The organism is Psychromonas ingrahamii 37, assembly GCF_000015285.1.
Lineage (GTDB): Bacteria > Pseudomonadota > Gammaproteobacteria > Enterobacterales > Psychromonadaceae > Psychromonas > Psychromonas ingrahamii.
The window spans coordinates 4,308,380-4,334,657 of sequence record NC_008709.1 but is presented as its reverse complement, the minus strand read 5'-3'; the positions used below and the strand labels follow the sequence as shown (position 1 = coordinate 4,334,657).

Here is a 26,278-nt window from a genome sequence, read left to right as displayed (position 1 = left end):
AAGCATGGCTACTATTAAAGTAACTCAAGTTAAAAGTGCAATTGGCCGTTTACCAAAGCACCGTGCAACAATCACAGGTTTAGGCCTGCGTCGCATCAATCATACTGTCGAGCTGGAAGATACTCCAGCAGTACGTGGTATGGTTAATAAAGTTCATTATATGGTTAAGGTTGAGGGGTAATTATGAAATTAAATACTCTATCTCCAGCAGCAGGCGCTAAACACGCTGCTAAACGTGTAGGTCGTGGTATCGGCTCTGGACTTGGAAAAACTGCTGGCCGTGGTCACAAGGGTCAAAAGTCTCGTTCAGGCGGTTCTATACGTCCAGGTTTTGAAGGCGGTCAAATGCCTTTGAAACAGCGTTTACCAAAATTTGGTTTCACATCACGTAAATCTCTTGTTAGCGGAGAAGTTCGTCTGAACGAAATCGCTAAAGTTGATGGTGATGTAGTAACTATAGAAACGTTGAAACAGGCTGGTCTACTTGTAAACACTGTTAAGTTTGCAAAAGTAGTTCTTTCTGGTGAGATCTCTCGTTCAGTTACAGTACAAGGCCTTCGTGTTACTAAAGGTGCTCGTGCTGCAATTGAAGCTGCAGGCGGAAAAATCGAGGAATAATAGGCAATGGCTAAGAAACCAGGATTAGATCCTAAAGCGGCACAGGGCAGTAAATTGAGTGAGCTTAAAACACGACTTTTGTTTGTTTTGGGTGCTATTTTAGTGTTCCGTGCAGGTTCTTTTGTTCCAATTCCTGGTATTGACGCCGCTGTCCTGGCTGATCTGTTCCAACAGCAAAAGGGCACTATCATAGAGATGTTTAACATGTTCTCTGGTGGTGCGCTTGCGCGTGCATCTATCTTCGCATTGGGTATTATGCCGTATATTTCGGCTTCTATTATTATCCAATTGATGACCGTTGTTCATCCTCCTTTAGCTGAGCTAAAAAAAGAGGGTGAATCAGGTCGTCGTAAGATAAATCAATACACGCGTTACGGTACTTTGGTATTAGGTACATTCCAAGCGATTGGTATTGCGACTGGTTTGCCATCGATGATGCCCGGACTTGTTGAAAATGCAGGCCCGAGCTTTTACATCACGGCAGTTGTGAGTCTAGTGACAGGAACTATGTTCCTTATGTGGTTAGGTGAACAAATAACAGAACGTGGTATTGGTAATGGTATTTCTATCATTATCTTTGTAGGTATTATTGCTGGTCTGCCTCAAGCAATTGGGCAAACAGTAGAGCAAGCACGACAAGGTGAGATTCACCTTCTAGTGTTATTAGCATTAATTGTTATCGTTTTTGCGACAACCGCATTTGTTGTGTTTATTGAACGTGGTCAACGACGAATCGTTGTTAACTACGCTAAACGTCAACAGGGGCGAAAAGTTTTTGCTGCTCAAAGTACGCATCTGCCATTAAAATTAAATATGGCTGGTGTTATTCCTGCAATTTTTGCTTCAAGTGTTATTTTATTCCCAGGTACAATCGCGCAGTGGTTCGGTCAGACTGAAGGTTTAGGTTGGTTAACGGATGTTTCATTGGCCTTACAGCCAGGGCAACCGTTGCATATGATGTTATATGCAGCCGCTATTATCTTCTTTTGCTTCTTTTATACTGCATTGACGTTTAATCCACGTGAAACAGCAGATAATTTGAAGAAAAGCGGTGCCTTTATTCCAGGTATACGTCCCGGAGAACAAACATCGCGTTACATTGATAAAGTAATGACCCGTTTAACACTAGCTGGTGCGTTATATATTACCTTTATCTGTTTGATTCCCGAGTTTATGATGGTAGCAATGAATACTCAGTTCTACTTCGGTGGTACTTCGTTATTAATTATTGTGGTTGTTATCATGGACTTTATGGCACAGGTTCAGACTCATTTGATGTCCAATCAATATGACTCTGTCTTGAAAAAAGCTAACTTGAAGGATTACGGTAAATAAACCGATTCTCAAGTTATACTAACTACGGAGTGTTGCAATGAAAGTTCGTGCATCCGTTAAAAAAATCTGTCGTAACTGCAAAGTTATCAAGCGCCACGGTGTGGTGCGTGTTATCTGTGTAGAGCCAAAGCATAAACAGCGCCAAGGCTAAAACAGATTTTGGATATCAAAAGCTTAGGTGACTATGTTGCCTAAGCTTTGTTTTGTTTGCTAAATTATCATTTGTCGAGTATCCTACCGGGCTTTTCACAAATGAATCGTTAACTTTTAAGGAGTGCATAGTGGCCCGTATCGCTGGCATTAACGTTCCTGATCATAAGCATGCTGTGATTGCATTAACTGCAATTTTTGGTATCGGTAAAACTCGCTCACAGATAATCTGTGCAGCGTCTGGTATTGCTGAATCAACAAAGCTTAAAGATCTGGATGAGACACAAATCGAAGCGCTTCGTACAGAAGTAGCTACGTTCACCGTTGAAGGTGATTTACGTCGTGAAGTATCTATGAACATCAAGCGTCTAATGGACCTTGGCTGTTACCGTGGACTTCGTCATCGTCGCAGCTTGCCTGTACGTGGACAGCGTTCTAAAACGAATGCTCGTACTCGTAAAGGTCCGCGCAAAGCAATCAAGAAATAGGGTGAGAGATAATGGCTAAAACTCCAACTCGTGCTCGCAAGCGCGTTAAAAAGCAAGTTGCTGATGGTATGGCTCATATCCATGCTTCTTTCAACAACACAATCGTAACTATTACAGACCGTCAAGGTAATGCGCTTTCTTGGGCAACTGCCGGTGGTTCTGGTTTCCGTGGTTCTCGTAAATCTACTCCGTTCGCTGCACAGATTGCTGCTGAACGTGCTGCTGAAGCGGCTAAAGAGTATGGTCTTAAAAACGTAGAAGTTTTTGTAAATGGACCCGGACCTGGTCGTGAATCTTCGATTCGCGCACTAAATGCGGCGGGCTTCCGTGTAACTAACATTACTGATGTTACACCGATCCCACACAATGGTTGTCGTCCGCCTAAAAAACGCCGCGTATAATTACGACGTTTAAAGGTAACTGGAGAAAGAACAATGGCAAGATATTTAGGTCCTAAGCTAAAGCTTAGCCGTCGCGAAGGAACAGATCTTTTCTTAAAATCTGGCGTCCGTGCGATTGAATCTAAGTGTAAAATCGATAATGCACCCGGTGTTCACGGTGCACGTAAACCGCGTCTGTCGGATTACGGTTTGCAATTACGCGAAAAACAAAAAGTACGTCGTATGTACGGTGTGCTTGAAAAGCAATTCCGTAACTACTACAAAGAATCTGCACGTTTACAAGGCAATACGGGTGAAAACCTGCTTCAATTACTTGAAGGTCGTTTAGACAATGTTGTTTATCGTATGGGTTTTGGTGCAACACGCGCCGAGTCTCGTCAACTAGTCAGCCATAAAGCTGTATTGGTCAACGGTAAAGTTGTAAATATTCCTTCTTTTAACGTTAAAGCAAGTGATGTTATCGCAATTCGTGAAAAAGCTAAAAAGCAATCACGCATTGGCGCAGCACTTGAAATCGCCGGTCAACGTGAAGTCCCAACTTGGGTTTCTGTTGATGCAACGAAGATGGAAGGCATATTTACTCGTCAACCTGAACGTTCAGATTTATCTGCTGAGATTAACGAACAGTTAATCATTGAACTTTACTCTAAGTAAAGTTAACCGATAAGAGAGGGCACAAATGCAGGGTTCTGTAATTGAATTTCTAAAACCAAATTTAGTTGGTATCGAACAAATAAATGCAACTAGAGCAAAAGTGACTTTAGGACCGTTAGAACGCGGTTTTGGTCATACTTTAGGTAATGCGCTACGTCGTATTCTGTTATCCTCTATGCCCGGCACAGCGGTAACAGAAGTCGAAATTGATGGTGTACAACATGAGTACAGCACTAAAGAGGGCGTGCAGGAAGATATCCTTGAGATACTTCTTAACCTTAAAGGTCTAGCGGTTAAACTTGAAGGTAAAGACAATGTTCTAGTCAGCCTAACTAAATCTGGGGCCGGTCCTGTAACTGCAGGTGACATCACTCATGGTAGTGATGTAGAGATAGTCAACCCAGAACATGTGATCTGTCATTTAACAGGCAATGCTGAAATCAGCATGCGTATTAAAATTGAATCAGGTCGCGGTTATGTTCCAGCTTCATCACGTATTCATACTGAAGAAGATGAGCGTCCAATTGGTCGTTTACTAGTAGACGCGACTTTCAGCCCTGTTGAGCGTATCGCTTATAGTGTTGAATCTGCTCGTGTTGAACAGCGTACCGATTTAGACAAACTTGTTATCGATATGGAAACCGATGGGACACTTGATCCGGAAGAAGCGATTCGTCGTGCAGCCACTATTTTGGCTGAACAATTAGACGCATTCGTTGATTTACGTAAAGTCAGTGAGCCAGTCGCTAAGGAAGAAAAACCTGAGTTTGATCCTATTCTCTTACGCCCAGTAGATGATCTAGAATTAACTGTTCGTTCTGCTAACTGTTTGAAAGCAGAAACGATTCACTATATCGGTGACTTGGTACAAAGAACAGAAGTAGAGCTTCTTAAAACGCCTAATTTAGGTAAGAAGTCACTTACTGAAATCAAAGATGTTCTTGCATCACGTGGACTTTCTCTGGGTATGCGCCTGGAAAATTGGCCACCAGCAAGCCTCAGCGAAGATTAATCAGTCATCCGAATCATGAAAAATAAGGATTAGGTTATGCGCCATCGTCAAAGTGGACGTCAACTTAACCGAAACAGTAGCCACCGTCAGGCTATGTTTCGTAATATGGCAATCTCTATTGCTATGCACGAAGTTATTAAAACGACTGTGCCTAAAGCAAAAGAATTGCGTCGTGTAATTGAACCATTAATTACACTTGCTAAAACCGATAGCGTTGCTAATCGTCGTTTAGCATTTGCTCGTCTTCGTGATGATGCAACAGTTGCAAAATTATTTAATGAATTGGGTCCGCGTTACGCGACACGCCCAGGTGGTTACACTAGCATCATTAAATGTGGCTTCCGTACTGGTGACAAAGCTCCTATGGCTTACATCACTTTAGTAGACCGCCCAGTAGTTGCTGAAGACGAAGAGTAAATCTTAGTTTAAAGTGACATTAAAAAAGCCGAACAATTGTTCGGCTTTTTTGTATCTGAAATTCAGCCTACAGCCGTCAGCCTATAGCTGATAGCCGTCCCCTGTTACCCATATTCCTTTAATTTAGCCTGTACTGTTGTGCTGATTAGTTTTGCTAATTGCTCAAAACAGATCTTGCGAACACTATTTTTGCGGCATAATAAACTTATTTCACGGGTGGGCTTTGGATTTTTGAAAGGGATGTATTGGATCCCTCCCTCGTGCCGATTAACAGGAATGGCCAATTGTGGTAATAACGTCATGCCGTTTTCAGCACTTATCATATGGCGCAGCGTCTCTAGACTGGTCGCTTGAAAACTGCCATCTTCTAAGGCGCCCGCTGCAAAACAAAATCCCTTGGTTTGATCCCTTAAGCAATGTCCATCTTCCAGCATTAAAACATGTTCACCACGAAGCCCGTTAAGCTCTATTTCCGGTTGCTTTGCCCATGGGTGCACGTCTGTGATAGCCAGTTCCAAGGGCTCTTGATAGAGGTGATATTGAGTAAAGGATTCCATGCCGGGTAACAGTGCCAGAATCAGGCAATCGAGTTCTCCCTCCTCAAGCTGTTTTAATAACAGATTAGTTTGCTTTTCATAGAGATATAGAGATAAATCGGGAAAATTCGCTTTTATTACTGCAACTATCAAAGGTAACAGATAAGGGGCTACAGTTGGAATAAGCCCGATATGTAATGTGCCCTGCATCGGTTCGTTGTAACTTTTAGCTATCTCTTTTAATGATTTTACTTCTAATAAAATGGTTTTAGCTTTAGCGACAATATCCAATCCGGCAGGAGTGAAAAGGACTTTGCGGGGAGAGCGTTCCATTAATTGTATACCCAGTTCATCTTCTAGTTTACGTATTTGACCGCTCAGCGTCGGTTGACTTACAAAGCATTTTTCAGCAGCTTTGCGAAAATGTTTTAATTCTTCAAGTGCTATTAAGTACTCTAAATCCCTAAAATTCATGGTAAAAACCTTCTTCGTTAAAATCTTAACGATATGCTGACATTATTATTGAACTGTACCAGAAAACGGGCAATAAAGTGCACCCCGGAAAAGTTTCAGTGGCGTTTCTTGTACTTATTCTTTTTGTATATGGGAATGATCAGAAGGGAAATACTTATTCGGTCTCTTATCATTATTTTTTCCTGTTAAGATCAACAAAGCGAAGACGCTAAAATCTACTTAATATCACTATTTACAAATATTGATACAGGTTGGAGGCGTCGTTTATCTAAGATGCGCTGTTTGACTGTCTTTGTGTCCTGCTAATATCATGTATAATAGCCTTCTAAATATAACCCCTTATTTTTGAGAACGATTATGTCACCCGAACGTCTTGCCCGTATTACGAACATGTTAAATTATCGCCAACCGGATCTGACCGTATTTTTGGAGCAAGTGCATAAAGCGCATAACTTAGCGGCTATTGTGCGTACTGCGGACGCTGTCGGCGTGAGTGATGTGCATGCCACTTGGGAAAATAAAACAACACAGATTTCAGGCAATACGGCAACGGGCAGTCAGAATTGGGTCAATCTGCATTCACATGAAACCCTAGAGGATGCGGTAAAAGCATTACGTGCTCAGGGCATGCAGATTATTGCGACTAATCTCTCCGATAGTGCGATTGACTTTCGCGAGGTGGATTATACCAAACCTACAGCCATTTTAATGGGCCAGGAAAAGCATGGCATTAGTCCTGAAGCCCTGGCATTAGCAGATCAGGATGTGATTATTCCAATGGTTGGGATGTGCCAGTCATTAAATGTATCGGTTGCCTCTGCGCTTATATTGTATGAAGCACAACGCCAGCGTGAACTGGCCGGTATGTATAATGGGGAATGCCGTTTACCCGAGGAGGAAGCGCATCGCATTTTATTTGAAGGCGGGCATCCTATTTTCACTCAATTGTGCAAAGAGAGAAATCTCCCTTATCCTCCTCTGGATGATAAGGGGCAAATTGATGCTTCTGATGATTGGTGGCTGGCGGTTCGTTCATCTGTAAAGAGTCTGAAAACTAAATAAGTTCGGGAGAAGTTTCATTGAGTCTATTTCAGCAACGTTTATTAGCTGAAGGTGTACGCACTGTTGAAAGTGATTACCCCGCTTTATCCGCGCCCATTTTAAACAAGGCTGAGGCAAGCTTTGAGCTGCTGCTGCTGGATCGTGCAAAACAGCTGGATCAGGCGCTGCAAATCTCCACGCTCTTTACCCATTTTAAGGCCTTAACTAATAACCTGTTTGCTTTGTTATCTGTGCTTTTATTAGTGCTGGGAGCAGGCAGCGTAGGGCAACTTTTTAGTGAGCAGGGTACGCAGATAAACTTTTTTTGGGCGTTTGGACTGTTTTTTATTCCCAATCTGCTCGCATTGTGTATCTGGTTATTCCTGTTTTTACAAAGCAATCTATTAAGCGCTGGCTGGCTGGCTCATTTTAGTCTTTTTTTATTCAAAACCGCTGAAAAACGTTTTAATCCGCAAGCAACACTGCATCCATATTTTTGGCCGCTATTTAAATGTTATTTTAAAATTATTTTGTCCGGTGATTTAGGACGTTATCAGTTATCTTATGTCACTCATCTGTTGTGGTTAAGTTATTTTTTTGGTGCAACCATCATGCTGGTTATTATGCTGGCGACCCATCAGGTCGACTTTATTTGGGAGACCAGTATCTTGTCGGCGCAAAGCTTTCAGTGGTTAACGGAAGTGCTCGCTTATATTCCCAATCTATTGGGAGTGACAGTGCCTAACACACAGCTGATACAGCAAAGCCATTTAGGGGCGGTTAATGTACTTGCTGATGCGCAAAACAGCCGTCTGGTTTGGTCTAGTCTATTAATCAGCAGCTTATTAATTTACGGTATATTGCCGCGCTTCTTGTTGTTGTTATTGATGCGCTTTTTATTGACTAAAAACAAAGAGCGATTCCATTTAACCTTAAGTGGCCCTTATTACGTGCAATTACGGCAACAGTTAAAACCTAATGTCACATCGCTGGGTATTAAAGATCCTGATTTATCTCAAATTGAAGCCGCTCACCCCCCGCACTTGCAAACTCCATGTCATGAACTGCCATCCTGTTTTTATCCGGTGGCAGTCGAGCTATCGGAAAGACAATTTATTGAATGCCAGAAACACGTTAAGCACTCTTCTCCTGAGCAGTTGGCGCTATTAAAAAATGTTTGTGATTTTCAAGCTCAGCAGCACTTATTAAATGAGATTAAAACCATTCAGCAAAAAGCGGTCGTATTATACGTCACTCTGGCGCGCCTACCGGATCGTGGTTTATTGACCTTTATTAAATCATTAACTCATTTAACCTCAACATCGTTTTACTTATTACTGATAGATGAAGGCCTGATGGTCTCATCCCATATAAGCAAGCGGCGCAGTGATTGGTATCAGCTTGCAGCACAAGCTAATATCCCATTAGAGAATATTATTCAGTTCCAAACCGGAGGGTTAGATGAATAAAAAAGGTTTGTCGGTGGCGGTAGTAGGCCATGCAAATGCTGGAAAAACCTCCTTAATGCGTACTTTATTACGTGATCCGGAGTTTGGCGAAGTGGCCGATCAAGCTGGCACCACTCGGCATATTGAAGGCGGAGCATTATTAATAGATGATACTAATAGCCTCGCCTTGTTTGATACGCCCGGACTGGAAGACTCGATGCGCCTGCATCATATTTTAAGCGGTTATTTTACTGACCAGTCCGTCGATGGGATTGAGCGCCTGCACCACTTTCTTGCTAGGCAGTCTGAATACCCTGAACTTGAGCAGGAAGCGAAAGTACTGCGCACCTTGTTAAGTAACGATCTTATTTTTTACGTGGTTGATTTACGCGAGCCTATTTTAGGTAAATATCGGGATGAATTACAGATTCTAAGCTATGCGGCGAAACCTGTTATTCCGGTACTTAATTTTACAGAGGCCGGCGCGACAAATCTTGAACAGTGGAAAAAGCAACTGGCACGTTTAAACTTTCATGCTTTTGTGAGTTTTGATAATGTTCACTTTAAATTTTCCGATGAAATTAAAATTTACCAGAAAATGCAAACTTTGCTGACGGATAAAGAAGCGCTGTTGCAGGCGTTTATAAATCAGCGCCGTATTCAGTGGTCTGAACGTTTTAATGCAGCAAGTGTGATTGTCGCTAACCTGTTTATTGACTCTGCTTGTGTGCGTTACAAAGCAGTCAATACAGAGCAGGAAATTGAACAGGCAACCATTAAGCTTAAACAAGCTGTGCGCAATGCTGAAAGCAAATGTGCTCGACGATTGTTAAAGCTTTATCAATTTCGTAAAGGGGATGTAGAAAAGAGCGAATTACCCGTTGAACAAGATGGCTGGCAGTTGGATCTTTTTTCAGCAGATAACCTGCAGGAGTTTGGGATCAAGCTGGCGGGTAATATAGCGAAAGGGGCGGGTGTGGGAGTCGCGATTGATTTAGGTGCTGCCGGTATGACCTTCGGATTTGGTACTGTTGCTGGCGGAGTCGCAGGTGTGTTATGGGGTGTGAAGCAACGTTATTATGATGAGATACAAGCCAAAATCAAAGGCTGCCGTTATATCTGCTTAAATGAAACTACGTTGCAGGTATTGTGGTTAAGGCAGATCAAACTGCTGACACTGTTGCAGCGTCGAGGTCATGCGAGTGTTGATAAAATTGATTATCAAGTGAGCCAGGATAAGCAAAAAAATGAATTGCCAAAAAACTGGTCTAAATGGTTACGTAAATCGCGCAACCATCCCGACTGGTCATCACTGAATGAAAATGACGCAGATTTAGAAGAGAGAAAGCGTCTGCTGTTTATTCAGGAAGTTAGTGCGGAAATGGTTAATCAGCTAGGTGACGTATAACCAATCGATGGGATGCTCTTATCGTAACGGCGCAGATATCGATGATGGCAAGCATACGTTATTTATTCATAAACTCAGTGCGGATATACTTAATCAGCTAAGTGACTTATATCCACTCGGTTAATGAGATGCCTAACCCTATTGTGACGTTGTATATTTAGAATATAGAAACGTCTGCTGTTTGTTCATGAAGTCAGTGCAATACGCTCAGTGGCTTATAACCAGTCAGTCAATGAGATGCCTACCCCTATTGTAACGTCGTATATCTAGGATATAGAAACGTCTGCTGTTTGTTCAGGAAGTTAGTGTAATACGCTCAGTGGCCTATAACCAGTCGGTTAATGAGATACCTAACCCTACTGTATTGGTATATTGATTATACTCTATCAGGCTGTTGCCATAGCCTGAGAAAACCTGAAAATAACCGCGAATACTACCGTGAAGAGGGACACTCCAATTGAGCTCCAGTGACCCTTTGCTAAAGCCACTTTCAATATTATTGCGGCTGGTAATTGAAAAGTTATGCTTATTTATTTGATAAAGAGCATAAATTTTTCCGTGGCCATAATAATCCAATAAATCTGGATTATTATCATTTTTTGCATCTTCTGGTAAACGAAACCAGGGATTAAACGCCAGAGTGATATTCCCATTTTCCAAGACAATATTGCTTTCGATACGATTCCAGCTGCGGGATCCCGGCTCTGTTTTCCCATTGGATTGATGGGCTAAGTTCAGTGTTGCTAATTTAAAATGCCAATCTCCTCCTAGTTTTGTGTCATGTACCCACCGTAGAAACATCTCCGGTTCATAATTAGTTTCGCGAAACGGGGATGAATTACCGCTATTATAAGCCTGCCAGAAAGAGACTTGGGTATAACCAAAATAAAGCGTGAGGGGTAAGTCGGCAATATCCACTAAGACAGGTGTTTTAAAACTAAGTTGAAATTTTATCTCAACGGGTTGTAATCGGTCCGATGCGGCAACACCCTTATCAGCATCGTAAGATTGAATATTATTATTAAAAGTAAAAGGCAAAAGGTAATTGGGTTTATAGGGGATAATAGAAAAGCGGTCCTTCTGGAGTTTGTTCTCCTGCTCGATACGCTGATCAACGGCAGATTCTTCTGCCCGTGTGGCCGCGCTAAATAACAAAACAAAAACTAAAAATAATAGATACATAGCCATTTCCTTGATAAATTATGCTAAAAGAACTAATTAGTGCAACTTAAAGCATAATAGATGCAAGTTCTAATTATTGTCGAGTTTAACTGTTTGGGGTTTAAAATGAAATTAGATAAAATGCCCTTAACGGCGCTTAAAGGGGTCGGCATTAAAGCCTCGCAAAGGCTGGCTAAGATTGGTCTGCACAGTGTTGCTGATTTGCTCTTTCATCTGCCTTTGCATTATCAAGATAGAACCCGAATTTATGCCATCGCAGATTTAAAAGACAGTATGCAGGTCAGTGTGCAGGGCAAAGTATTAAGCTGCGATCTACAGTCCGGCAAGAGACGCATTCTAAAATGTAAAATAAGCGACGGCAGTGGTAGCGTAACCCTTAACTTCTTCCATTTTAATACAGCACAGCAAAATAGCTTTGTAAAAGGGGCATTAATCAAATGTTTTGGTGAGTTTCGTCGCGGTTACCACGGGTTTGAAGTTACTCATCCCGATTACCGCCTGCTTAATGCAATGCAGCAAAGCCATGTTGAGGAGACGTTAACGCCGATCTACCCGTCAACAGAAGGTTTAAAACAAAACAGTCTGCGTAGTTTAACCGAGCAAGCGTTACTTCACCTAGAGCAACATCAGATTGATGAATTATTGCCAACTCATCTGCTGGCTCACCCGATCAGTTTATCAGATGCACTTTTTTATATACATCGCCCGCCACCCGATGCCAGCATCGAACAATTAGAAAACAAAACCCACCCTGCGCAGCAACGTTTAATTATTGAAGAATTATCAGCACAACAAATCAGTATGCTGTCTTTACGGGTAAATGCACAGCAACATCAAGCCATTGCGGTCAAAGAAAGCGGTTTACTGCAGGATAGGTTATTACAAAGTCTGCCTTTTTCTCTCACTAATGCACAACATAGAGTGAACTGGGAGATTCAACAGGATCTAAAGCAAACAATACCGATGATGCGTTTGGTGCAGGGGGATGTCGGATCCGGGAAAACCTTAGTGGCAGCGATCGCGGCATTAAGTGTTATTGAGGCAGGTTATCAGGTGGCATTAATGGCCCCCACTGAACTTTTAGCAGAGCAGCATCTGCTTAATTTTCAAAAATGGTTTGCCGCACTTGATGTGTCTGTCGGTATGCTTTCTGGAAAAATGCGCGTCAAAGAAAAGCGTTCTCAGTTAGAAAATATCAGCTTGGGTTTATCGAAGATGGTGGTAGGGACGCATGCGCTGTTTCAGGAAAGTGTCCAGTTTAATAATTTGGCTCTTATTATTGTGGACGAGCAGCATCGCTTTGGCGTACACCAGCGTTTAGCATTACGTGAAAAAGGGCGCTCAGGTGATTTTGCTCCGCATCAGTTAACCATGACGGCAACCCCTATACCAAGAACGCTGGCGATGACAGCTTATGCGGATCTTAATGTCTCGGTCATTGATGAACTGCCACCGGGAAGAACGGCCATTAAAACCGTTGCACTGGTTGATAAGCGTCGTGACGAGGTTATTCAGCGGGTTTACCAGGCATGTAAAAATGAGGGGCGGCAGGCCTATTGGGTATGCACTTTGATTGAAGAATCGGAAGTATTGGAATGCCAGACAGCAGAAAATACCGCTAATGAGATGCAGTTGGCGCTTCCAGATCTTCGTATCGGCCTTGTTCACGGACGTATGAAGGCTAACGAAAAGCAGTCTGTTATGGACGCTTTTAAAGAGGGGCAGCTGGATTTATTAGTTGCAACAACAGTCATTGAGGTGGGTGTGGATGTGCCTAATGCCAGCCTGATGATTATTGAAAATCCGGAACGACTTGGACTGGCGCAATTGCACCAGTTGCGTGGTCGAGTAGGACGAGGTGAAGTGGCCAGCCATTGTGTTTTGCTATATAAAAATCCACTGTCGAAAACCGCCCAAAGACGTTTGCAGGTGTTGCGTGAAAGCAATGATGGTTTTTATATTGCCGAACAGGATCTGGCTATTCGCGGTCCTGGTGAAGTGTTAGGCACCAGACAGACGGGCGTTGCTGAATTTAAAATAGCTGATTTGCTGCGCGATCAAAGTTTATTACCGCAAGCGCAGCAATTGGCCTTTCAGCTGATGCATTCTTTCCCTGAGTTAATTCCAGAACTTATCCAGCGTTGGTTAGGGGATAAGGATCGTTATGTTCATGCCTAGCCATAGCGGCAGTCTTGAAAAATTAGCGGGTAAAAAAAAGTACTTGCTGCAATATGTCGTTAGGAGAAGGAGATGAAACGTTGTTTTGTCACTGGCGCTTTTATACTGGGTTTATTAGGTTTTTTATTACTCCTTTTTATCCGTTTTTTTGATATCAATGCGCATCGGGGGTTTATCAGCAAACAGATAGAACAGTTAAGCGGCTATCAGGTTAATTTTGAGTCAGTTGATAGTCACCTATTTTCTGATTACTCAGTTTCACTTTCTGGCCTGTCTTTGACAATCGCTAACCGGCAAGTATTTTATGTCGATAAAGTGAAGGTTAACCTCACTAAGCTTAATCTCTGGCAAAGGCAGTTAAAACTTGGCGAAGTACAATTAACCGGAGTGCGCATTTCAGGTGATACTGCTGCTTTTATTAATACTGCCGATGTTAAAATTGTGGAGAATAGCAACAGTGTTCAGCAAACGGCGGAGGTACAAATCCAGAAAAAACTAGCCTGGCAGCGGCTGACTATCAGCAGATTTTCGGTTAACGATTTAAAGATAGAATTTACTCACGCAGGGCAAAGAGTGGTGCTTGATGGTGCTGATTTTACGTCAGATAATCTGCAGATTATAGCCGATCACAAGCTCGTAAAAATGCCTTTTTCTGGTAACTTAAAGCTGCTGGCAAGAGAGTTTACTGCACAGCCTACAGCCAGTAAAACACTTACTGTTAAAAATCTTCAATTGACTGCGTCTTTTAATTTAAAAAATTTACAAGCGAATCTCAGTTTTAAAGCAGGGTCACTCAATCTCGCTTTCGGGCCGGAGGAGGTTGCACTGCAAAATACAGAGCTTGTCGCTGAGCTTAATAATAATAAAGCCAGCATAACAAAGTTAACCAGCCAAATATTCTCCGGGCAGTTACAACTTCAAGCAGAGGCCTTATTTTTAATAAAGCCGTTATCTTCACCTTTTCTATCAGTTCAACAGTTAACGGTGCAAAAGTTGGCCATTAAAAATATGAATGTCGTTATCCCCGCTGTGTTTAAGGATTCTGGCGCGGTTAAAAAAAATAAACTGCTATTTCCGATTACCAACCTTCTATTAAAGGAGCTTATTGTCAAAAATGTCAATATCCGCAGTGATAATTCGACAATTCCTTTAGTGATAAATAATTTAAATGCAGCAGTGACCGATTTCGTTTTACTACAGAATAAACAGCTGCAAGGTTTAGCTGAAGAAAAAAAACAAGCCGGATCCTTTGCTGTGCAGTTTGATTATTTACGGTGGATGGAAAGCAATATTGAGCAGTTTGAAATTTCAGGCAAACTGTCGCAAGATGATGACGGTGCTTTGCTGATAAAAAAACTATTAGCGGAATAAAAAGCTGTTTATAAAATAACCCATTGTTTATAAAATGACTTGTTGCTTATAAAACAACCGGTTGTTCATAAAGTAACCTATTGTTTGTTATGTAAAAAATTTAAAGAATAAAATATTTTATCTTGTTATAGTGCAGTTTATTTTTTAACTTTAACTTTAATATTAATGGGAGTTTCATGGCTGACAACACTTTTGCCATAGTATCGACATTTCTAGTGTATCTGGTGGTGATGTTACTCATCGGTTATTACGCATATAAACGCACCAGCGATACGTCGGATTATTTTTTAGGCGGACGTACATTAGGTCCATGGCCTGCAGCATTATCTGCCGGTGCTTCGGATATGAGTGGCTGGTTATTACTGGGTTTGCCTGGTTACGCTTATGCAGCGGGCATGGAGTCTTTATGGCTCGCTGGTGGACTGTTAATTGGTAGCTGGGCTAACTGGCTGATCACTGCAAAACGTCTGCGTACTTATAGTATTACGGCCGATGATGCATTAACTTTGCCGGAATTTATTGCCCGTCGTTTCAATGACAAAACGAAATTGCTGCAAACCCTTTCCGCTTTTTTCATCCTGATGTTCTTCCTCTTTTATACCAGCTCAGGTTTGGTTGCCGGTGGTAAATTATTTGAAACTGTCTTTGGTCTAGATTATATCTATGCAGTAATTATCGGTGCTATCTGTATTGTTTCTTATACTCTATTTGGCGGGTTTTTGGCCGTCTCATGGACAGATTTAGTGCAGGGCTTATTAATGTCAGCAGCACTAGTGATTGTACCTATCGTCGCAATGCAGGGCGGATTCGATCAGCTAAGCACTAATCTAGAAAATATTAATCCGGAACTACTTACCCTATGGAATGGTATGGATGGTGAGCCGTTATCCTGGATTGCGATTATCTCATTAGTCGCCTGGGGTCTGGGTTATTTTGGCCAACCGCATATTCTTGCGCGTTTTCTAGCAACACGCACAAATAAAGATTTAACTAAAGCACGCCGTATCGCGGTGAGCTGGACTATTATCTCTATCTTTGGTTCGGTTATGGTGGGTATTGTTGGTCTGGTCTTTGTGCAAAATCAGGTGGGCATGCAAGTCGCTGATGGCGAAAAGATCTTTATGGTGTTAGTTAATGCTGTCTTTCATCCGATCCCTGCCGGTATTTTGTTAGCCGCTATTCTTGCCGCTATTATGAGCACCGCTGATTCGCAGTTATTAGTCTCCTCTTCAGCATTAGCAGAAGACTTTTACAAGCAACTTCTCCGCCCTCAAGCTTCGTCAAAAGAAGTGTTGATGGTTGGACGTATCGGTGTAATTCTATTAGCACTATTAGCCTTGTATTTCGCAATGGATCCTGATAGTTCGGTACTTAGCTTAGTTTCCTATGCCTGGGCTGGTTTCGGTGCTGCATTTGGTCCGGTATTAATATTAAGCATATACTGGAAACGAATGAACGGAAAGGGTGCTTTAGCAGGTCTTCTTGTCGGTGGTATCACTATTGTTGTCTGGAAGCAGTTAACAGGTGGTATTTTTGAAGTGTATGAGATTGTACCGGGAATAATTTTTGCTTCTGCGGCAATTGTTATCACCAGTTTAGTCACTGCTCCGCCGGAAAAAGCGGTAACAGATAAGTTTGAAGAATTTGAAAGAAACTTAAAAACATTTAAATAAGAAGCAGACAGCTCTAAGGTCTGAAGGCTGGAAGGTCTGGAGGCTTGAAGCTCTAAAAGATAAAAGGCTGTAACTTTGTATAAAGTTACAGCCTTTTTTTTGCTTTCAGCTTTCAGCTTTCAGCTTTCAGCTTTCAGCTTTCAGCTTTCAGCTTTCAGCTTTCAGCTTTCAGCTTTCAGCTTTCAGCTTTCAGCTTTCAGCTTTCAGCTTTCAGCTTTCAGCTTTCAGCTTTCAGCTTTCAGCTTTCAGCTTTCAGCTTTCAGCTTTCAGCTTTCAGCTTTCAGCTTTCAGCTTTCAGCTTTCAGCTTTCAGCTTTCAGCTTTCAGCTTTCAGATCGAAGGCTCGCAGCCGTTAGCCGACAGCTGATAACCGACAGCTTTAGGAGATATCAAACTCTTTTAATTTACGGGTCAGCGTATTTCTACCCCAACCAAGCAGTGTTGCGGCTTCCTGTCGTTTGCCTTGAGTGTACTGCAATGCAGCCTGCAACATTATTTTTTCGAATTCCGGCAGGGCATTGGCAAGTATATTCTCTTTGCCCTGTTTTAATTCAGCTAAGGTCCATTCGCGTAACTGTTTCTGCCAATGCGGATTTTCATCATCAGTAGCTTGTGTTTCTTGGGCGGTTAATTCCGGTGGTAAATCGTAAATATGGACTTCCTGCCCGCTGGTCATTACCGTCACCCAGCGGCAAACGTTTTCCAGTTGACGTACGTTTCCCGGCCAAGGCAGTTGCGTTAAATACTCTTTTGTCTCCTTTGTAAATTGCTTGCTTTTGACATTTAACTCTTTGCCAATATTATTTAAAAAATGTTGTGCCAATAAACTAATATCTTCACAACGCTCTTTTAAAGCGGGGAGTTGGATACGAATGACATTTAAACGGTGGAAAAGATCTTCCCGGAAACTACCTGATTGCACACTTTTTTCTAAATTTTGGTGAGTAGCTGCAATAATGCGCACATCGACTTCGATCCCTTGATGGCCGCCCACCCGGTAAAATTTACCATCCGCGAGCACTCGTAATAAACGGGTTTGCACATCTAATGGCATATCACCAATTTCATCTAAAAAAAGAGTCCCGCCATTAGCTTGCTCAAACCGGCCTTGACGATTTGCAGCCGCACCGGTAAACGCCCCTTTTTCATGACCAAAGAGTTCAGCTTCGATCAACTCTTTGGGAATAGCGGCCATATTCAGGGCGATAAAGGTCTTATCTTTGCGTGGGCTGTGTTTATGTAAAGCCTTCGCAACCAACTCTTTACCGGTACCGGATTGACCATTGATTAATACACTCATACTTGAATGAGATAAACGCCCAATAATGCGGAACACCTCCTGCATTGCCGGTGCTTCACCAATAATTTCCGGTGTAGCAATAAGTAATTCCGGGACCTTTTTTTTGTTTTTTAATTCAATGCTATGGTTAATTGCGCGTTGAATTAAAGCCGTGGCTTCATGAATATCAAAGGGTTTTGGTAGGTAATCAAAGGCGCCACTTTGGTAGGCATTAACTGCACTGTCTAAATCACTGTGTGCGGTCATTATAATAATTGGAATTAATGGAAAGCGTCCATGAATACGTTCCATTAAAGCAAGTCCATCTATACCCGGCATCCGTATGTCGGAAATAATGACCTCAGGCTGCTCTATTTGTAACTGTTGCCATAAACATTCCCCATCGGGGAAACTGGCATAGTCAATCTTTTCAGCTTTTAGAGTACGTTCTAAAACCCAACGAATAGCGTGGTCATCATCCACAATCCAAGCTGAAGGCATCTGTTTTTTCCTTTTCATAAGTGTTAAATAGGGGAGTATTGATTTTATGTTTTATTAAATTGTTAAAGGCAGATAGATAAGAAACTCAGTATGACCTTCCATACTGTCGCATTCGATACGTCCTCTCTCTTGGTTAATAAGCTCCTGAGCAATAGATAGCCCCAATCCCGTACCATCACAGCGACCCGTTACCATAGGGTAAAATAAGGTATCTTTTAAATGCTCAGGGACACCTGGGCCATTATCAATAATTGAAATTTCAGCCGCTAAGCGTTGTAATACACCATGAATAATAACTTGGTGGGCAGTACGCGTTTTGATAATTATTTCTAAGTTTTTCTCCGGCTGAGTACTCAGTGATTGCACTGCATTTTGAAGAATATTTAAGAATGCTTGCTGCAGTTGATCCGGCTGCATTTCAAAATCTGGAATGCTCGGATCATAATCAATTTTGATGTGGATATGCTCAGGAAGCCCCAAACAGACTAATTTCCGCACTTTTTCAAGCACAGAATGTAAATTATGATAGGAGCGCTCTCCCAAGGTTTGCGGGCCTAATAAACGATTAACTAATGCGCTTAGACGATCCGCTTGTTCAATAATTATTTGGGTAAACTCTTTAAGTTCAGGATCTGCCAGTTCACTTTCTAATAATTGTGCCGCACCGCGTAGGCCTCCGAGTGGATTTTTTATTTCATGAGCAAGTCCGCGAACAAGTTCTTTTGCGACTTTTTGTTGATGATCTTGATAATGAAATTGGCTTATTTTACGCTGCTGTCCAATACAGTGCATCTCAATGATCACATAATTCTGATTTTCAAACTCTAAATAGGTGGCACTTAATGCCATTAAAAGAGGATGACCATCAACCATTAAGGTCGTTTCACTGTCAGTGAACGCATTTTGTTTGGTAAAAACAGCTTCAATATAGGTGGGATCAAAGTGATAATGATTTGCCAGTTGCTGCAAACTTTGCTGGTAAAGACGTTGTTTGCTTTGTGACAATAAAACCTCACTCGCTGGATTTGCATAGATCAGTTTTAATTTTGCGTTAATAATAACAAAGGCAGTATTCGCTTCTTCAAGTATGGCAACTGCAAGTGAGTTTGAATGATTATTTAACATTTAAGCCTTATTATGGAGCGGATATGCTGGATACCCGTTGTAAATGCACGGTAACTACCTGTGTTCTCGCAAGAACCTTGCCACTTTCATCTGATAATTGAACTTGTATCTGATGGGTGCCTCTATCAATGTTTTCCACCCGTATTGTTGATGACATTTGCGGATTACCCAGTGCTTTACCGTCTAAAAAGAGTTGTAGTTTCTGTGTGGCTTTGCTTTCAGGGGTTATTTTAACCTGAATATTAATTGAACCATCATTACTGCGCAGTGGACTGTCATTTTCAGGAGAAATAATATTGGCCTGATAGATAATTTTGGGTTCTTCTTTGACGGCTGCAGTTTTTTCTGGCGTTGTTGCTGACCGTATATTATCCGATGTGATGACATTTTGATTAACAACATTTATTTCTGTTGTGCCAAGTTCCGCAGTATCGGAATAATGGCGTTGGCCGTTCTCATCAAGCCAGTAATATATTTTTGTTTTTGCCACTGTCAGTGATGAAAAAACGACACAAAGACAGATGACAGATACCGAACTTACTAAAGAGAAATTCATACATAGATACCGCCATATTAAAATATAATCTTCATTGTGGGTTAGCGGTTTCTGTTAGGCAATAAAAAACTATTATTACTGCAAGTTATATCACTCAAAATAAAAGGGCTCATTTTTTATACATAAAAAGTGAGCCTTTTTATTAGTGTTTATTTATGAGCCTACTAATCCTAAATAAAATATTATTTGATAAATAACATTTCCTGATACTTAGGCAACGGCCATAATTCATCGGCAACAAGTGTTTCAAGCGCATCAGCGTGCTCGCGTGTTTGATCCATTAAGCCACGAATAACATCAGCACAGAAATGCATATGCGCCTCTACATCGACAAAGTCATGTGTTGCGACTGCTTGTTTAAGTTTAGTGACAGCTGTCATAAGCGCATTGGTCTCAACTGCGATTTCAGATGTGAGCGAAGTATCAAGCGCGATATCGAGTCCAATCATTGTCGAAGTCGTTAGACCAAGCTGTGATAAGTAACTCATAGCAGCAGGATAAATAGTGGTCGTTGCCATATCAATCACTAATTTAGCTTCTACCTCAATCGAAAGAATGTATTGCTCAGCATAAACTTGATAGCGGCTTTCTAATTCAATGGGTGAGAATACCCCAGTGCTTTCAAAAAGTTTAACGATTGACTCTTCACGAAATGCAGGTAAGGCATCGGCTGTTGTTGGAATATTTTGTAAACCACGCTCTTCAACCGCCATTGTGTGCCATTCTTTCGAGTAACCGTCACCACCAAATACAATATTGCCATGCAGTTCCATTAGTTCTTTTAATACAGATATAACGGCAATATTTTGGTTCTCAGATTCTGCTAAAGCCACTTCTAACTTTTCAGCAATCCAGTTTAATGAATCAGCAAGCATTGTATTCATAGCAACCAATGGACCAGATACTGATTGTGATGAGCCAACAGCGCGGAACTCAAAACGGTTACCTGTAAATGCAAAGGGAGAGGTTCTGTTACGGTCACCCGGATCTCGTTCAAAGTGCAGGATTTGCGATAAACCAGAATCCATTAAACCGGCATCAGCACAAGTTAACAGCTTGCCATTTTTAATGTCATTAAATAGCCCTTCTAACTGCTCGCCTAAATAAACAGAAAGAATAGCCGGTGGTGCTTCGTTAGCACCAAGCCGGTGGTCGTTAGAAGCTGATGCAATAACAGCGCGTAATAACGGGCCATATTTATGCACACCGCGAATAACGGCACCGCAGAAAAGTAAGAAATTAAGATTATCATGTGGTGTGCTGCCTGGATCTAGCAGGTTACCCTGGGTGCTGTTGCCCACCGACCAGTTAACATGTTTACCCGAGCCATTAATACCAGCAAAGGGTTTTTCATGTAATAAACATAGAAAGCCATGCTCTTTTGCAGTGCTCTTCATCACCGTCATCAAAAGTTGCTGATGATCGGCGGCGACATTAGCCGCTTCATAATAAGGTGCAATTTCAAATTGACCCGGAGCCACTTCGTTGTGGTGAGTTTTAGCCGGGATACCTAACTTGTAAAGTTTGTTTTCAAAATCCTGCATAAACACTTGAACGCGTTCAGGGATTGCACCAAAGTAGTGATCATCAAATTGTTGACCTTTAGCGGGAGGAGCACCGAATAAGGTTCTGCCTGCAAGTAACAAATCGGGGCGTGCATTGGCAAAGTTTTCATCAACGAGGAAGTACTCTTGCTCAGCGCCGCAGCTTGAATTAAGTGGTGCGGTATCAGTCTCACCCATTAATTTAAGTACTTTTTGCCCGGCTTCGTCCATTGCTGAAATTGAGCGTAGTAGTGGAATTTTTTTATCTAATGCTTCACCCGTCCAGGACATAAACACACTTGGGATCATTAAAGTCGAGCCATTAGCCGTATGCATAACGTAGGCAGGGCTGGTCGGATCCCAAGCGGTATAACCACGGGCAGCATTAGTCATACGCAAGCTACCGTTAGGGAAAGAGGAACCATCTGGCTCCCCTTTGATTAACAGGCTACCGGTAAATTCAGTAATTGCACCACCATCAGAATTGGTAATAATAAAACCATCATGCTTTTCTGCGGTAATGTTAGTCATAGGGTAAAAGATATGTGAGTAGAATTTAACGCCTTTACTAAGCGCCCAATCCTTCATCGCTGCAGCAACAACATCAGCCGTTGCCGGCTCTAAAGCACAGCCAGTTTGAACCGTTTTTTTAATCGCTTTAAAAGCATTTTTTGGTAATGCTTCTTCCATTTTATGAAGATTAAAAACGTCTTCTGCCCAAATTTTACTTAATGGCTCAGGTTTGTCGACCATATTGGGTGCACGATTAGTAATTTTCTCAATTGCTTTAAGGCGATTTTGGTTTCCACTCATGTGGGGCTCCTTGACTTATAAAATAGAGGCTGGATGGGATCAGCTTGGTTATTTTTAAATTTAAAAGATAATAGAAAGATATTAAGCAATAATTGTGCCAGTATTTTATTTTTTCTGCAGTAGAAAAAAGAGTGTTTTTTTGAGGAAATCGTTTTTCTTATGGAAGGGGTATCGGGTTATTGGATTTGCAGTGATTACTTAAATAAAAATAAAAATAAAAATAAAAGGATCAAACTAGTTGATCCTTTGAGCTGATGACAATTCCGTTAATTAAGCGGAATTAGTGTGAGCAGGTGTTCATAACCTAACTAAGTTCTTTGCTTATACGCTGTAGTATAATTCGAACTCTTTTGGATGCGTTGCACGAGAAACAGCTTCACATTCAGCTGTTTTAAGGGCGATGTAGGCATCAATCGAGTCATTCGAGAAAACATCTCCTGCGGTTAAAAAGTCACGGTCAGCATCGAGTTCAGCAAGTGCTTCTTCAAAAGAAACAGCAACTTGTGGTATTGCATCCGCTTCTTCTTTAGGCAGATCGTATAAATCTTTATCAAGAGGCTCGCCAGGGTGGATCTTGTTTTTAATACCGTCAAGACCCGCCATTAGCATCGCAGAAAAACCTAAATAAGGGTTCATCGTTGGGTCCGGGAAACGTAGTTCAACACGTGCCGCTTTTGGTGACGGTACGATTGGAATACGGATAGATGCGCTGCGATTACCGGCAGAGTACGCTAACATAACCGGTGCTTCAAAATGTGGCACTAGACGTTTATATGAGTTAGTTGACGCGTTAGTAAAGGCATTAAGTGCTTTAGCATGTTTGATAAGGCCACCAATATAATAAAGCGCTAGCTGAGAAAGCCCGCCGTACTGGTCGCCGGAGAACAGGTTAACACCGTCTTTGCCTAGGGACTGGTGACAGTGATTACCTGAGCCGTTATCACCAACAAGCGGTTTAGGCATGAAGGTTGCGGTTTGACCGTAGGCATGAGCAACGTTATGTACTACGTATTTGTAAATTTGTAGTTCATCGGCTTTTTTAACCATAGTATTAAAACGACAAGCGATTTCATTTTGGCCGGCAGTTGCGACTTCATGATGATGTGCTTCAACAATAAGGCCCATCTCTTCCATGATAAGACACATAGCACTACGGATGTTTTGTGCGGAATCTACGGGGGCGACAGGGAAATAACCACCTTTGATACCAGGACGGTGGCCTGTATTGCCTTCTTCATAGGAGGTACCTGAGTTCCACGCCGCTTCTTTAGCATCAATGGAAAAGAATGCACCTTGCATAGTATTACCGTATTTAACATCGTCAAATAGGAAAAACTCGGGCTCTGGACCAAATAAAATAGTGTCAGCAATGCCCGTTGAACGCAGGTATGCTTCGGCGCGTTTAGCAACAGATCGCGGGTCACGATCGTAACCAAGCATTGTTTTAGGCTCTAACACATCACAACGCAGGTTAAGCGTTGCATCATCCGTAAAGGGGTCAAGAACAGCAGTGGTTGGATCCGGCATTAATACCATGTCCGAATCTTGAATGCCTTTCCATCCTGCAATTGAAGAGCCATCAAACATTTTACCGTCTTCGAAAAAGTCTTCGTTTGCTTGGTGATGCGGAATAGAGACGTGTTGCTCTTTACCGTGTGTATCGGTAAAGCGTAAATCTACGAATTTTACCTCTTGCTCTTTAATAAAATCAAGAACATCTTGTACTGTTTTTGTAGACATGTTTAGAACCTCAATTGACATTTAAGTGGTGGACAACCATAACAAATTTATTTAATTACTCAAACGGCTAAAATTGTGCCGACCTGACTGCTATCCATTATATCTGAGCTTTTTTTTTTGACGAGTAAAATATCGCCTAATAAATGCTCTATTATGGTGCGCCCCTGCTCCAGCTTGGTGCGTTACTGCTCTCGTTGGTTGTAAATGATAAGAAAAGCTATCATACAGGACGGTTTCATAAATTGTGACCGAGTTAAAACTTTCTATTTTTCGAATAATGGTTACAATGTGCGCTAATAATACCAATTAAGTAAATACAGTGTAAAATTTCGCTGACTTTACCTAATTGGTATTTTTTCATACATTGTTACTTTTTCATAAATTGTTACTTTTGAGGCTCGTCATGTTGTTAGAAAAATTAAGAAATATTGCCATTATTGCTCACGTTGACCATGGTAAAACCACCCTTGTTGATAAATTACTAGAGCAATCTGGAACGCTAGATTCACGCGGTGGTGCTGAAGAGCGCGTTATGGACTCGAATGATTTAGAGAAAGAACGTGGTATTACTATCCTTGCAAAAAACACTGCGATTGTGTGGAATGATTACCATATCAATATCGTAGATACACCTGGACACGCCGATTTCGGTGGTGAAGTAGAGCGTATTTTATCTATGGTAGACAGTGTTTGTCTAATCGTAGATGCGGTTGACGGTCCGATGCCACAAACGCGTTTTGTAACTCAAAAAGCATTTGCACACGGTCTTAAACCAATAGTTGTTGTCAATAAAGTAGATAAAGCAGGCGCACGTCCTGAATGGGTTATCGATCAAGTATTCGACCTGTTTGATAATCTTGGTGCAACTGACGAACAGTTAGATTTCCAAATTGTTTATGCATCAGCGATAAACGGTTGGGCAAGTAAAGATATGGAAACTGAAAGCGATACTATGGAACCTTTATTCCAAACTATTGTTGACAGTGTTGAAGCACCGGATGCAGATCGTGATGGTGACTTCCAAATGCAAATCTCTCAACTTGATCACAACTCTTATGTAGGTGTTATCGGAGTGGGCCGTATTACACGCGGTAGTGTTAAAGTTAACCAGCAAGTGACAGTTATTGGCGCTGATGGTAAAAAACGTAACGCTAAAGTGGGTCAGGTATTAGGTTATTTAGGACTTGAACGTAACGATGTGGAAGTGGCTGAAGCCGGTGATATTGTTGCAATCAGTGGCCTGGGTGAACTTAAGATTTCCGATACTGTTTGTGCGCAAAACAATGTTGAAGCTCTGCCTCCATTAACTGTTGATGAACCAACGGTAACGATGACCTTCCAGGTAAACAATTCACCTTTCTGTGGTAAAGAAGGTAAATTTGTTACTTCACGTAATATTTTAGACCGTTTACACAAAGAGCTAGTACATAACGTAGCGCTTAAGGTTGAAGAAACCGCTGATCCGGATAAATTCAAAGTATCTGGTCGTGGTGAACTGCATTTAGGTATTCTAATTGAGAACATGCGTCGTGAAGGTTACGAACTTGCGGTATCTCGCCCTGAAGTTATCGAGCGTCTTGTAGACGGTCAATTGCAAGAACCCTATGAAACATTAACCGTTGACGTTGAAGAACAAAGTCAAGGTTCGGTTATGGAGCAGTTGGGCGTTCGTAAAGCTGAATTGACTAACATGATGCCAGACGGAAAAGGTCGTGTACGTTTAGACTTTGTTATTCCAAGCCGTGGTTTAATCGGTTTCCAAACTGAATTCATGACATTAACGTCGGGTTCTGGTTTACTTTACCATTCATTTGATCACTACGGTCCCCATAAAGGTGGCACTATTGGTCAACGCCAAAATGGTGTTTTAATTTGTAATCAAACAGGTAAAGCGGTTACTTACTCTCTGTTCTTCTTACAAGATCGTGGTCGTCTATTCCTAGGACATGCTACAGAAGTATACGAAGGTCAAATCATTGGTATTCATAACCGTGCTAACGATTTAACAGTTAACTGTGTACGTGGTAAATCATTAACTAACGTTCGTTCTTCTGGTACAGATGAAGCACAAACACTTTCACCTGAAATTATTTTAACGCTTGAACAAGCGCTTGAGTTTATTGATGTGGATGAATTAGTTGAAGTAACACCAAAAAGCATTCGTATCCGTAAGAAACTACTTTCAGAGAACGAACGTAAACGTGCATCGCGCCCTACTAAAGGCTAGATAACTAAAAGCAATACAGATAAAAGGTCTTACTTCGGTAAGACCTTTTTTTTATTTATGATTTAGGGTTAAATGGGTAAGGCTAACAGCTAACAGCTAACAGCTATC

General features: G+C 41.6%; 24 protein-coding genes. 17 read left to right on the top strand and 7 right to left on the bottom strand.

What is annotated here, in order from left to right; genetic code table 11:
* Positions 1-4: 4 nt before the first annotated feature.
* From rpmD to rplQ, 9 genes are all read left to right on the top strand, one after another.
* Positions 5-181 (top strand): 50S ribosomal protein L30, encoded by a 177-nt coding sequence (rpmD, locus tag PING_RS18115; RefSeq protein ID WP_011771737.1) that lies wholly within the window; start codon positions 5-7, stop codon positions 179-181.
* A gap of 2 nt (positions 182-183) precedes the next feature.
* Positions 184-618 (top strand): 50S ribosomal protein L15, encoded by a 435-nt coding sequence (gene rplO / locus PING_RS18110; RefSeq protein WP_011771736.1) that lies wholly within the window; start codon positions 184-186, stop codon positions 616-618.
* 6 nt (positions 619-624) lie between these two features.
* Positions 625-1,953 (top strand): preprotein translocase subunit SecY, encoded by a 1,329-nt coding sequence (secY, locus tag PING_RS18105; protein WP_011771735.1) that lies wholly within the window; start codon positions 625-627, stop codon positions 1,951-1,953.
* A gap of 37 nt (positions 1,954-1,990) precedes the next feature.
* Complete coding sequence (rpmJ, locus tag PING_RS18100; RefSeq protein ID WP_011770886.1) at positions 1,991-2,104, top strand: 50S ribosomal protein L36; 114 nt, start codon at positions 1,991-1,993, stop codon at positions 2,102-2,104.
* Positions 2,105-2,234: 130 nt separating this feature from the next.
* The gene (gene rpsM, locus PING_RS18095; protein ID WP_011770887.1) at positions 2,235-2,591 is read left to right on the top strand and encodes a 30S ribosomal protein S13; all 357 of its coding nucleotides are present in this window, start codon (positions 2,235-2,237) and stop codon (positions 2,589-2,591) included.
* Positions 2,592-2,602: 11 nt separating this feature from the next.
* On the top strand, positions 2,603-2,992 hold the full coding sequence (gene rpsK / locus PING_RS18090; protein WP_011770888.1) for a 30S ribosomal protein S11: 390 nt from the start codon (positions 2,603-2,605) through the stop codon (positions 2,990-2,992).
* A 33-nt stretch (positions 2,993-3,025) separates the two neighbouring features.
* A complete protein-coding gene (gene rpsD, locus PING_RS18085) occupies positions 3,026-3,646 on the top strand; it encodes a 30S ribosomal protein S4 (RefSeq protein WP_011771734.1) in 621 nt (206 codons plus the stop codon).
* A 25-nt stretch (positions 3,647-3,671) separates the two neighbouring features.
* Positions 3,672-4,658, top strand: coding sequence for a DNA-directed RNA polymerase subunit alpha (locus PING_RS18080; RefSeq protein ID WP_011771733.1), 987 nt, complete (start codon positions 3,672-3,674; stop codon positions 4,656-4,658).
* Positions 4,659-4,694: 36 nt separating this feature from the next.
* Positions 4,695-5,075 carry a 50S ribosomal protein L17 gene (gene rplQ / locus PING_RS18075; protein ID WP_011770891.1) on the top strand — a complete coding sequence of 127 codons (381 nt, stop codon included), beginning with the start codon at positions 4,695-4,697 and terminating at the stop codon, positions 5,073-5,075.
* 104 nt (positions 5,076-5,179) lie between these two features.
* On the opposite strand, the gene oxyR is transcribed toward rplQ, so the two are convergent.
* Positions 5,180-6,085, bottom strand: a complete 906-nt coding sequence (gene oxyR / locus PING_RS18070; protein ID WP_011771732.1) for a DNA-binding transcriptional regulator OxyR — start codon at positions 6,083-6,085, stop codon at positions 5,180-5,182.
* A 357-nt stretch (positions 6,086-6,442) separates the two neighbouring features.
* Between oxyR and trmH the strand changes: the two genes are divergently transcribed.
* From trmH to PING_RS18055, 3 genes are read left to right on the top strand one after another with little or no spacing between them, the layout of a single operon-like run.
* Entirely contained in the window at positions 6,443-7,147 is a 705-nt protein-coding gene (gene trmH / locus PING_RS18065; protein ID WP_011771731.1) for a tRNA (guanosine(18)-2'-O)-methyltransferase TrmH, read from the top strand.
* A 17-nt stretch (positions 7,148-7,164) separates the two neighbouring features.
* Positions 7,165-8,595 (top strand): DUF2868 domain-containing protein, encoded by a 1,431-nt coding sequence (locus tag PING_RS18060; protein ID WP_011771730.1) that lies wholly within the window; start codon positions 7,165-7,167, stop codon positions 8,593-8,595.
* Positions 8,588-9,982: a GTPase/DUF3482 domain-containing protein gene (locus PING_RS18055; RefSeq protein WP_011771729.1), complete on the top strand. Its 1,395-nt coding sequence runs from the start codon at positions 8,588-8,590 to the stop codon at positions 9,980-9,982. Before PING_RS18060 ends, PING_RS18055 begins: the two co-directional genes overlap by 8 nt.
* A gap of 324 nt (positions 9,983-10,306) precedes the next feature.
* Here PING_RS18055 and PING_RS18050 read toward each other — a convergent pair whose 3' ends face one another.
* Complete coding sequence (locus tag PING_RS18050) at positions 10,307-11,164, bottom strand: phospholipase A (RefSeq protein WP_011771728.1); 858 nt, start codon at positions 11,162-11,164, stop codon at positions 10,307-10,309.
* A 105-nt stretch (positions 11,165-11,269) separates the two neighbouring features.
* On the opposite strand from PING_RS18050, the gene recG reads away from it, so the two are divergent.
* The 4 genes from recG to PING_RS18030 all read left to right on the top strand — a co-directional run bounded on the left by recG (position 11,270) and on the right by PING_RS18030 (position 16,752).
* Complete coding sequence (gene recG / locus PING_RS18045) at positions 11,270-13,342, top strand: ATP-dependent DNA helicase RecG (RefSeq protein WP_011771727.1); 2,073 nt, start codon at positions 11,270-11,272, stop codon at positions 13,340-13,342.
* A gap of 72 nt (positions 13,343-13,414) precedes the next feature.
* Positions 13,415-14,713: an AsmA family protein gene (locus PING_RS18040; protein WP_011771726.1), complete on the top strand. Its 1,299-nt coding sequence runs from the start codon at positions 13,415-13,417 to the stop codon at positions 14,711-14,713.
* Between the two features lie 176 nt (positions 14,714-14,889).
* Positions 14,890-16,386 carry a sodium/proline symporter PutP gene (gene putP, locus PING_RS18035; RefSeq protein WP_011771725.1) on the top strand — a complete coding sequence of 499 codons (1,497 nt, stop codon included), beginning with the start codon at positions 14,890-14,892 and terminating at the stop codon, positions 16,384-16,386.
* A gap of 75 nt (positions 16,387-16,461) precedes the next feature.
* Positions 16,462-16,752 carry a hypothetical protein gene (locus PING_RS18030; protein ID WP_011771724.1) on the top strand — a complete coding sequence of 97 codons (291 nt, stop codon included), beginning with the start codon at positions 16,462-16,464 and terminating at the stop codon, positions 16,750-16,752.
* A 12-nt stretch (positions 16,753-16,764) separates the two neighbouring features.
* On the opposite strand, the gene glnG is transcribed toward PING_RS18030, so the two are convergent.
* From glnG to glnA, 5 genes are all read right to left on the bottom strand, one after another.
* Positions 16,765-18,165, bottom strand: coding sequence for a nitrogen regulation protein NR(I) (glnG, locus tag PING_RS18025; protein WP_011771723.1), 1,401 nt, complete (start codon positions 18,163-18,165; stop codon positions 16,765-16,767).
* A 54-nt stretch (positions 18,166-18,219) separates the two neighbouring features.
* On the bottom strand, positions 18,220-19,290 hold the full coding sequence (gene glnL, locus PING_RS18020) for a nitrogen regulation protein NR(II) (protein ID WP_011771722.1): 1,071 nt from the start codon (positions 19,288-19,290) through the stop codon (positions 18,220-18,222).
* Between the two features lie 10 nt (positions 19,291-19,300).
* Positions 19,301-19,846 (bottom strand): DUF4124 domain-containing protein, encoded by a 546-nt coding sequence (locus PING_RS18015; protein WP_011771721.1) that lies wholly within the window; start codon positions 19,844-19,846, stop codon positions 19,301-19,303.
* 182 nt (positions 19,847-20,028) lie between these two features.
* A complete protein-coding gene (locus PING_RS18010) occupies positions 20,029-22,203 on the bottom strand; it encodes a glutamine synthetase III family protein (protein WP_011771720.1) in 2,175 nt (724 codons plus the stop codon).
* A gap of 321 nt (positions 22,204-22,524) precedes the next feature.
* Entirely contained in the window at positions 22,525-23,943 is a 1,419-nt protein-coding gene (gene glnA, locus PING_RS18005; protein WP_011771719.1) for a glutamate--ammonia ligase, read from the bottom strand.
* A 403-nt stretch (positions 23,944-24,346) separates the two neighbouring features.
* Here glnA and typA point away from each other — a divergent pair, with 403 nt between their 5' ends.
* Positions 24,347-26,170: a translational GTPase TypA gene (gene typA, locus PING_RS18000; RefSeq protein ID WP_011771718.1), complete on the top strand. Its 1,824-nt coding sequence runs from the start codon at positions 24,347-24,349 to the stop codon at positions 26,168-26,170.
* Positions 26,171-26,278 lie beyond the last annotated feature (108 nt).